This window comes from Gallaecimonas pentaromativorans, assembly GCF_003751625.1.
GTDB classification, from domain to species: Bacteria; Pseudomonadota; Gammaproteobacteria; order Enterobacterales; family Gallaecimonadaceae; genus Gallaecimonas; species Gallaecimonas pentaromativorans.
This window is the reverse complement of record NZ_RJUL01000017.1, coordinates 25215-34165: the sequence shown is the minus strand read 5'-3', so window position 1 is coordinate 34165 and position 8951 is coordinate 25215. Positions and strand designations below refer to the sequence as shown.

The 8951-nt window shown below is 58.7% G+C and carries 11 protein-coding genes; 3 read left to right on the top strand and 8 right to left on the bottom strand.

The window, feature by feature from the left end:
* Positions 1-110: 110 nt before the first annotated feature.
* From EDC28_RS19795 to EDC28_RS19760, 8 genes are all read right to left on the bottom strand, one after another.
* Positions 111-917 carry a ketopantoate reductase family protein gene (locus EDC28_RS19795; RefSeq protein ID WP_123422727.1) on the bottom strand — a complete coding sequence of 269 codons (807 nt, stop codon included), beginning with the start codon at positions 915-917 and terminating at the stop codon, positions 111-113.
* Entirely contained in the window at positions 905-1249 is a 345-nt protein-coding gene (locus EDC28_RS19790) for a VanZ family protein (protein ID WP_050660235.1), read from the bottom strand. The genes EDC28_RS19795 and EDC28_RS19790 overlap by 13 nt, the downstream gene beginning before the upstream one ends.
* A 75-nt stretch (positions 1250-1324) precedes the next feature.
* On the bottom strand, positions 1325-2569 hold the full coding sequence (locus tag EDC28_RS19785; protein ID WP_244946619.1) for an AmpG family muropeptide MFS transporter: 1245 nt from the start codon (positions 2567-2569) through the stop codon (positions 1325-1327).
* Positions 2570-2636: 67 nt separating this feature from the next.
* The gene (locus EDC28_RS19780) at positions 2637-2993 is read right to left on the bottom strand and encodes a hypothetical protein (protein ID WP_050660237.1); all 357 of its coding nucleotides are present in this window, start codon (positions 2991-2993) and stop codon (positions 2637-2639) included.
* A gap of 70 nt (positions 2994-3063) precedes the next feature.
* Entirely contained in the window at positions 3064-3555 is a 492-nt protein-coding gene (locus EDC28_RS19775; RefSeq protein ID WP_336391569.1) for a peptidylprolyl isomerase, read from the bottom strand.
* Positions 3556-3689: 134 nt separating this feature from the next.
* Complete coding sequence (locus EDC28_RS19770) at positions 3690-4649, bottom strand: hypothetical protein (RefSeq protein WP_050660238.1); 960 nt, start codon at positions 4647-4649, stop codon at positions 3690-3692.
* Between the two features lie 37 nt (positions 4650-4686).
* Positions 4687-5226, bottom strand: coding sequence for a YajG family lipoprotein (locus tag EDC28_RS19765; protein ID WP_050660239.1), 540 nt, complete (start codon positions 5224-5226; stop codon positions 4687-4689).
* Entirely contained in the window at positions 5223-6368 is a 1146-nt protein-coding gene (locus EDC28_RS19760) for a methyltransferase (protein ID WP_244946618.1), read from the bottom strand. The genes EDC28_RS19765 and EDC28_RS19760 overlap by 4 nt, the downstream gene beginning before the upstream one ends.
* A gap of 9 nt (positions 6369-6377) precedes the next feature.
* Between EDC28_RS19760 and EDC28_RS19755 the strand changes: the two genes are divergently transcribed.
* The 3 genes from EDC28_RS19755 (at position 6378) to EDC28_RS19745 (ending at position 8950) form a co-directional block, all read left to right on the top strand.
* Positions 6378-6974 carry an alpha-ketoglutarate-dependent dioxygenase AlkB family protein gene (locus tag EDC28_RS19755; RefSeq protein WP_050660241.1) on the top strand — a complete coding sequence of 199 codons (597 nt, stop codon included), beginning with the start codon at positions 6378-6380 and terminating at the stop codon, positions 6972-6974.
* A 38-nt stretch (positions 6975-7012) separates the two neighbouring features.
* Positions 7013-7330 (top strand): transcriptional regulator BolA, encoded by a 318-nt coding sequence (gene bolA / locus EDC28_RS19750; RefSeq protein WP_050660242.1) that lies wholly within the window; start codon positions 7013-7015, stop codon positions 7328-7330.
* 282 nt (positions 7331-7612) lie between these two features.
* On the top strand, positions 7613-8950 hold the full coding sequence (locus tag EDC28_RS19745; RefSeq protein WP_050660243.1) for a Na(+)-translocating NADH-quinone reductase subunit A: 1338 nt from the start codon (positions 7613-7615) through the stop codon (positions 8948-8950).
* Position 8951: the final 1 nt, after the last annotated feature.

Sequence of the window (8951 nt, the reverse complement as noted above, 5' to 3'; positions counted from 1 at the left end):
AGACCGGTCATATCCACGCTGCATCCGGCCAAAATACAGCAAGTATCCAGCGAGAAAGAAAAAATGCCAGTCAGCTTAACTGACTGGCATTAGGCAACTGCCGGGCTTTTTTAATGCTCGCCTAGCGCCGTTATCTGCTGCCAAAGCGCCAGGTGGCGCGGGGTGCTAAGCCCCTGCATCTGCGCTTTTTGGCAAAGATAACCATTGATGGCGTCAATCTCGGTGCGCCTGTGGGCCAGGCGGTCGGCCAGCATCGACGAGGTATTGGCGGCAGTGGCTTCGGCTACGGCAAGGATCTGCGCCACCAGGGCCTCTTTAGTAAAGGCCTGTCCTTCTGCGGCCAGTACCGGCAGCATTTCTGTGACCAGAGCCGTTATCTCGGCCTGATAGGTATCTGCCAGCAAAGCGCCGTTGGCCACCTTATCGCGGGCGGTCAGCGGGTTTATCACCGCGTTGATGGCCAGCTTTCGCCAAAGGGGAGCCAATACGTTGTCAAAGCACTGCGCCGGTGGCAGCGCCAGGTTTAGGACGCGGTGCACCAACCCCAGCTGCGCTTTGCTGCCCCGGTAATGGCCGTACCAGCATTGGCCCCGGCCTGTCATCTCAACTGCCCCTTCGCTTTTGCGGGCACCATAAGTGGTGGTGCCAAGGTAAAGGGGGTTGCTCACAAGCCCGGCCAGTGTTTGGTGGGGGCCAAGGCCGTTACAGAGCAACACCAGTGGCACGTCACAAGGCGGTGACAGGGCGGCCACCGCCTCTTTAACCTGATAGCTTTTGGTGCAGATAAGCCACAGCTCGGCGTCGTTTTCTTGAACGGGCTCGCGGCCTTTGAGGGTGACCTCTTGGTCTGCCTTTCTCAGGCGCTGGGCCACCAGGCGACCTATGGCGCCTGCGCCCAAAATACCTATCTTGGCCATTTGCGTACGACGAGCACCAGGCTGTAGGCGATGGCGACACCGACCATGTCGGCGCACCAGTCATAGAGGCTGGCATCGCGATAGGGCAGGTACCACTGCACCAGCTCAATCAGGGCGCCGTAAGCTGCCAGGCCCAGCCATTGGGGGAGCAAGTAGCGGCGCCAGGCACCGTAGGTCAGTAGGCTCAACACAAAAAAGGCGGTGGCGTGCATGGTCTTGTCGCCACCGGGTTGGGGATAGCTGCTTTTGGTAATGGCAAAAAGCGCCGTGGTAAGCAGCGCCAGTGCCAGCAGAATTTGATAGGTTCTAGGTGAGAGCAGCACAGCCTGCATCCGGTCTCCGTTGTTCGATTCGCGCCAGTCTAACCTAGTGGCTGACGCCTTGCTCAACGGTGAACAAAGTGTTGCTCAATCTTGGCGGCGAGCCCAAGGGGCAACCTTGGGCAGCATCAACAGGCCGGGAATGGCCACCAGCGCGCACAGCATAAAAAAGTGCACCCAGCCCATAGATTCCACCATGTAGCCAGTCGCGGCGTTGGCGATAACCCTGGGAACGGCGGTGAGCGCCGTCAGCAGCGCCAGTTGGGTAGCCAGGTAGGTGCGGCTGGCCTCGCGGGCGATATAGGCGGTCAGGGCCGCAGCCCCCAGGCCCACCCCTAAGTATTCGGCTCCTACCACCCCGGCCAGCCACCACAGATTGCGGGCCTCGGGATTAAGAGAAGCGAGCAAGGCGTAACCGAAGATACTGGCGCACTGCACCACCCCAAACAGCCAAAGGGAGCGGTTGATACCGACTTTGAGCATCACCAGGCCACCGATGAGGCTACCCACCAGCACCGGCCACAGGGCGGCGTGCTTGGCCACCAGGCCTATCTCCGACTTGCTGTAACCCATGTCCATGTAAAAGGGGGTTTGCAGCGCCACCGCCATGTTGTCACCGAGCTTGTAGAGCACCATGAACACCAGCACCGCGACGGCATGCTGCACGCCGTGGCGGCTGAAAAAATCCTTGAACGGCTCCACCACTGCCTGCTCGAGGCTCATGGGGTGGCGCTCGTGTGCCGGCTCGGGGGCAATGGCGGTGAGCAGTAACCCTACGCCCATAAAGGCGGCGGTAATTAAAAATACCGTGGACCAGGGCAGGTGGTCGGCCAGGATCAACGACAAGGAGCCCGGCACCAGCCCTGCCAGGCGGTAGGCGTTAATGTGCACGGCATTGCCAAGTCCCAATTCCTGGTCTGAGAGGATCTCCCGGCGAAAGGCGTCAATAACGATATCCTGGGAGGCGGAAAACACCGCCACCAGCACGGCGGCGACGATCACCATGCTTAGGCCGTTTTGCGGGGAGATAAAGGCAAAGGACCCCAAGGCCAGCAACAGGCCCAGTTGGGTGAGCAGCATCCAGCCGCGGCGCAGCCCCAAAAGCGGCAGCTCGAACCTGTCCATCAGCGGTGACCACAGGAACTTCCAAGTGTAGGGAAATTGCACCAGGGCAAAAAGCCCGATGGTGCCCAAGTCGACCTGTTGGTCTCTGAGCCAGCCTGGCACTAGTTGGAATAAAAAGAACAGCGGCAGGCCGGAGGCAAAACCGGTTAAAACACACAGCATCATGCGGCGACTGAATACCAGTCGCCACCAGGGTTGGTCTGTCAATGGAAGTCCTTGCTCAAACAGGGCCGGTGGCCTGGCAAGGTAATCACAACTGCCCGGTTAGGTAAACCTATAGCGCCGGGGTAGACAGGTTGGCAGGCAGGGGGGCCGAGGGCAGACGCAGAAAATCCATGCGACTGGTCAGTTGCTGGCGCAGTGCCATGTGCCCTCTTAGCTGGTAAGGCGCGTGGCGATGCATCATACCCAGCAGGTCCCAGAACACCCTTTCTTTATCACTGGGGGTAGCGGTCTTCGGCTGGCCCAGGGAGAGCCAGCCTTCCATCAGATCCCAGATACCGTTTTCCAACTCTTCAGTGCTGAGGCGGTAGGCCAGCAGAGCATCGGCAAGGGCCAGTAGTTCCGGCACTTTGTCGCTGATAAAACGGCTTAGGGACACATTGGTTTCGCTAATGTATGCATTAATCATCTGCTTCATTGTAGAGGCAGAAGTTAAGGGCATAGCGAAAAAACACTCAGTTTTGAATTTCTTCACAAACTTAAAACTGAGGCTTCATCAAGGTGACTTTTTTCAACATAACTGGCGCCGTAGGCACATCGGGCGAACTGATGGCGCTGTTGTATTCAGTGGGCACGGTTTCAATTTTCTCCAGCACGTCCAGGCCGTCCATTACCTCACCGAACACCGTGTAGCCCCAATGGCGCGGGCTTGGGTCCAGGCCATCGTTGTCGGCCATGTTGAAGTAAAACTGGCTGGTAGCCGAGTGGGGGTCATCGGTGCGGGCCATGGCGATAGTGCCCAGCCGGTTTTTAAGGCCGTTACCTGACTCGTTGAAGATAGGCTCACGCTCTTTGCGGGCGTTGTACTTCACGTCGTAGCCGCCGCCTTGTACCACAAAGCCTTTGATAACCCTGTGGAAAACGGTGTTGTTGTAGGTGCCGTCCACCACGTAGCGCAGGAAGTTATTGACGGTGATAGGCGCCTTGGTGCGGTCCAGCTCAACGACGATATCGCCCATGCTGGTTTCCATCTTCACTTGGGGAAAGAGGTTATCCGGTTGCAGATCGTCGGTCTTGGTGGTGGCCGCTTGGCCAAGGAAGCTGGCCAGGCAAAGGCAGGCGGCGAGAAGCCTTCTCATGAAATTCTCCGGTCTTGAAAAAGGGCTCAGGTTAACGGGGCCTTGTTGAAAAGCCAATGTTCGGTTGCCAAGCGCATGGCGCCAGCGCTTGGAGACAGGCCTGCCTTGATGGCCTGCCAGTTGAGATTGTGCCTGAGCCAAGACCACCTTGAGGCGGTGTCTGGCAGGGGAGGGAACAGGGCCAGCTGCGCCTCAAGGTGTGGTAAAGACCATTGGTGCAGCTCAATGCCTTCTCGCGCTGCTTTACCCAGCCAATACCAGCGCCAAAGCTCGGCCTTGAGGGCCTGTGGCGTGCTGTGCTCCAGGTGGTTTAGCCGAAAGCGCTGGCGGCGAAGGCCGTCTTCGCTACTGCCCAGCAGCCATTTGGCTAGGCGAGTGGCGGGAGGTGGGCTGATATCGCCCAGGCCTTCGTCGGCCATGCGCCAAGGCAGGGTGGGGCGCAAATCTTTGCCTTCGGCCGGATGCAGTTTGGGGTAAGGGTAAGCGCGACCATCCAGCCAGTATTGGCCGCAGGGCAATACCTTGATGCCTTCAAAATACAATTCGTTGCCAAGGGGGGCGCCGAGGGTCAGGCAGTCAAAAAGGGCCTCTGGCACTAATTTGGCCGGCGCTAAATCCAGCAGTAGCGCCGGGTTGGAGCTGATGGCCCAGCTTTGTCCTAACTGACGTTTAAAAAGGGGTACCAGGCCTCTGGCATCAGAGCTTGCAAGGTAGCAAGGCCCGATAGGGGCAAGCAGCGCAAAGGGTCCCTGGCAGGCGCCAAGGTGGCCAAGGGGTTTTTCCAAGAGCGCCGGCAGCGTTTGCTCGGGAACCGGTTGGCCCACTACCAACGCGTTTCCCACCAGTGCCTGGGGGCTGCTGGCAAAGAGGAGAAAGGGGCCTTGGCGCTGCAACCGCGACTCGGGCCATAGCCCTTGCCAGCGGGCCAGGCAGTCTTGGATGGCGGCGCTGGCGAGAGGATCGAAGATAAGGGCGACAGATACCATGGAGGTCAATAACAGTAGGTTCTGCCGCCAGTGTAGCTCAGGCCGAGAACAGGCGAGTGAGCTCGGGGTCATTAATCAGCGAACCCATGTTCTGCTCCAGCAGGTTATTGAGCTCTTGCTCCAGGCGGCCAAGGTCGGGCCCCAAGGGCGCTTCGAAACTGCCGGTGCTGGTAAAGCGTTTGGTCATGGTTTGGCCGTCACGCTCGGCGTAAGCCTCCATCACCACTTTTTGCTTGCTGCTGTGGCTGGCCATGCCTTCGGTCACCACCGCTTCAACACTGATAAGCCGCACCGACAGGCGGGCACCGGTGCCGGGCTGCACGCTGTAACCGTGAGCCTTGAGTCCCTGGCGCAGGCGGCTGGCCAGGCGCTCATCCAGGCCTGGGTCGCTGCTGACATTGCCCTTGGGCAAAAAGAGTACGGTTTGGTCGGCCCGGTTGTCCTGAAAATCAAAACGAATGGGCACCAGACTCGATGAGGCCTGGGTGACCGCCGGCGCTTGCGGGTCGAGCCAGGCGGTTTTGGGCAGGGTAGCGCAGCCGGCCAGCAGCAGGGCGGTCAGAAGCAGGTATCTCATGAGGTTCTCCTTTTTATGGTTCTTAAAATCACGAACTTGCGGTCTGAAGCCACCACCTTGCAGCCCCCGAACAGGCGTTTGAGCTTGAGGTGGTAACCCAGGTGCCGGTTGCCGACTATCCACAATTCCCCGCCGGGGCGCAGCACCCTGAAGGCGTCTTTGAACATCTGCCAGGCTATGTGATCGGTAATGACCTGTTGCTGATGAAAAGGCGGATTGCACAGCACCAAATCGACGCTGCTGGCGGTAAAGCCCCTGAGGCAATCGTTGGCGACACAGTCTGCCTTAACCTCGGGAAGGTTCTGTGACAGGTTGTGGCGAGCCGAAGCGACCGCCAGGTAGGATTCGTCCACCAAGCTGTAATGGGCATCAGGATACTGGCTGGCCATCATCAGCCCCAACACGCCGTTACCGCAGCCAAGGTCAATCACCTTATCAAAACGGCCCTGGGGCAGGTTGGCCAGCATCAGTCTGGCGCCGATATCGAGGCTTTGGCGGGAAAAAACGTTGGCAAAGTGGCTCAAGGTAAAGCCGGTACCCTCCAGCGGCCAGCTGATGGGCGGCGGCAATGGCAGCGGCGCTTTACCGTCGCTTTGGCAGACAAAGGTGCGGGCCTTTTTCCAGCCCAGCAGTTTCTCGGTTGGGCCGATATGGCGGCTTATCATGGCTTCGGCGCTGGCCGGAATGTCACGGTCGCGGCCGGCCAGCAGCACTAAAGTGTCTTTGGCCAGTAGCGGCTTTAAGGTTGCCAGCCACAGCTCCAGCAGCGACAGCTGCTTGGGAATGCGGGCCAGCACCAACTGTGGCTCGGCCGGCCAGGGGGCCAGCGGGTCCACAAGCGCGGCCTGGCGGCCAAGGGCGTTGAGGTTGGCGGCAATGGCATTGTGGCTGACCACGGAATCGCTGACGCTGGTGACCTTGAACTCGGCCAGGGCGCAGGTCAGGGCGCCGAAGTTGTCGCCCAATATCAGTATCGGCCTGCTGCTATCGAGCCCCTGGGGCAGTAGACTTTGCAAAAGGTATTCGTCGGCACTGTCAAAGGCATGCAGATCGTCCTTGGGGTTGCCGGAAAAACGTTGTAGTTGAGGAAGTGTATGGGTAAGGGCGAGCACAGCCAGGTTCCAAAGGACGTAAAGCTGCATTTTGACACATTGCCCCACGCGGTACAGCCTCATCTGCCTCCCGATACGCTGGCGCTTTGGCCGGCGGTGCTCGGTGATGATGAGGCGGCCAAAGCCTTTGCGCTGTTGCGGGCCGAGCTCAAATGGGCCCAGCCCGAGCTCACGGTTTTTGGTAAAAGTCACCCCATACCAAGGATGCAAAGCTGGGTTGGCGACGAAGCGGCGCACTATACTTATTCGTCCAGCGCCTTTAGCCCGCACCCTTGGCATCCGTTGTTGCGGCACTGGGCGTATGAGCTGTCGGCTTTTCTGCATCAGCCCTTTAACTCTGTCCTGGCCAACCACTACCGTGACGGTAAGGACCATATGGGCTGGCACAGTGACGATGAAGCCGAGCTGGCACCGGTGATAGCGATGATAAGCCTTGGCGCCGAGCGGGAACTGGCGTTCAAGCCAAGGGGGAAAGGCGAAGGATTCAAGGTGGCGTTGCCAAGCGGTAGCCTGCTGGTGATGGGAGCCGGGCTACAGCAGCAGTGGCAACACAGTTTGCCGACCAGAGCAAGGGTGACACAGGGGCGTATCAGCCTTACGTTTCGTCAGGTGTACCCCTTGCATCGGGACCCGTGAGGGCGTACAAACCGACCCTTGCCAGAAGGAGTGAGCCTATGTCCGTTCAGCGTCACATCGAAGACAAGTTGCATGTTGCGTTCAAGCCCGAGCACTTGGAGGTCAGTAACGAGTCCTTCATGCATTCGGTTCCCGCTGATGCCGAGACCCATTTCAAGGTGGTGATCGTCAGCTCCGAGTTTGACGGTCAGCGTTTGGTCAGCCGCCACCGGGCGGTCAATCATACCTTGGCCGAAGAGCTGGCCGGCCCCGTACATGCGCTGGCGCTCCACACTTATACCCCGGAAGAATGGCAGCAATATTACGGCCAGGTGCCGGCCTCTCCCGCCTGTCTTGGGGGATCCAAACTGGGTTAATGAGTCGTAACAGTCTGTTGCGGGGGCTGAAAGGAAGGGACTAAGGTCCCTTTTTTATTACCCTGCCTGACGATTCGACTGGACTCAGGACGCGTGGAAAAGTTCCCCTAAGCCGTTCAATAGCCATGGTAACGTCGCGCCAAGGGGTGCTAAAATATGCGGCTTGTAATAAGAGCGAAGTTAAACTTCGACACACAAACGCTTTTTCGCCGCCTTGATCGGTTCAACAGTCGGGGTGGCGGTCAGCCTACAGAATTCCCTTAACTGTTGTGCAAAGTGCGTATGATAACCATCAAGAAAGGACTGGACGTTCCTATTAGTGGAGCGCCCGAGCAAGTGATCCACGATGGTCCTGCCATCAAGACCGTTGCCGTCCTGGGCGAAGAGTACATCGGCATGCGGCCGACCATGCACGTCCGGGAAGGTGATCTTGTCAAGAAAGGCCAGATCATTTTTGACGATAAGAAAAACCCTGGTGTCAAATTCACCGCGCCAGCTGCCGGTAAGGTAGTTGCGATCAATCGTGGTGAGAAGCGGGTGCTGCAATCCGTTGTTATCGAAATCGATGGCAACGAAGAAGTCAGCTTCCAGGCTTATGACGCCGGCCAGCTTGGTAGCCTTGACCGTCAGGTTGTGGTTGACCAACTGGTAGAGTCCGGTCTCTGGACTGCCCTTCGAACTCGTCCTTACTCCAAGATCCCTGCGATCGACAGCGCTCCCGGTGCCATTTTCATCTCAGCCCTGGACACCAATCCGCTTGCCGCTGACCCTGCCATCATCATCAAAGAACAGCTCGAGGCCTTTAAAAACGGTCTGACCGTGCTGTCTCGCCTGACTGATGGCAAGATTTACCTCAGCAAGGCATCTGGTAGTGACCTGAGCGTTTCCGGCGCCCAAGTGGAAGTGCATGACGTCAGCGGCCCGCATCCGGCTGGCCTGGTCGGTACCCAGATCCACAAGCTGTTCGGCGCCTCCTTGCGCCGTGTGGCCTGGCATCTTGGTTATCAGGACGTCATCGCTTTCGGCAAGCTGTTTACCGAAGGCAAGCTCGATAGCAGCCGGGTGATCTCCCTGGCCGGCCCCAGCGTTAAAAAGCCGCGCCTGGTGCGTACCCAACTGGGTGCCAACATCAGCCAGCTGACCAGCGGCGAGCTCACTGACGGCGAAAACCGTGTGGTGTCTGGCACCGTTTTGACCGGTTCCATCGCTCAAGGGGCTCATGACTTCCTTGGCCGCTACCACGTGCAGGTCAGCGCCCTGTCTGAAGATCGCGAAAAAGTGCTCTTCGGCTGGCTGGCTCCGGGCAGTGACAAGTTCTCCGTGACCCGTGCCTACCTTGGCCACTTCGGCAAGAAAGTGTTTGGCATGACCACCACCACCAACGGTTCTCCCCGCTCCATGGTGCCAATCGGCAACTACGAGCGCGTGATGCCGCTGGACATCCTGCCGACCCTGCTGCTGCGCGACATTCTGTCCGGTGATACCGACAGTGCCCAGCAACTTGGCGTTCTGGAACTGGATGAAGAAGATCTGGCGCTGTGTACCTTTGTGTGTCCGGGTAAGTACGATTACGGTTCCTACCTGCGTACCTGCCTGACCAAGATCGAGAAGGAAGGTTAAT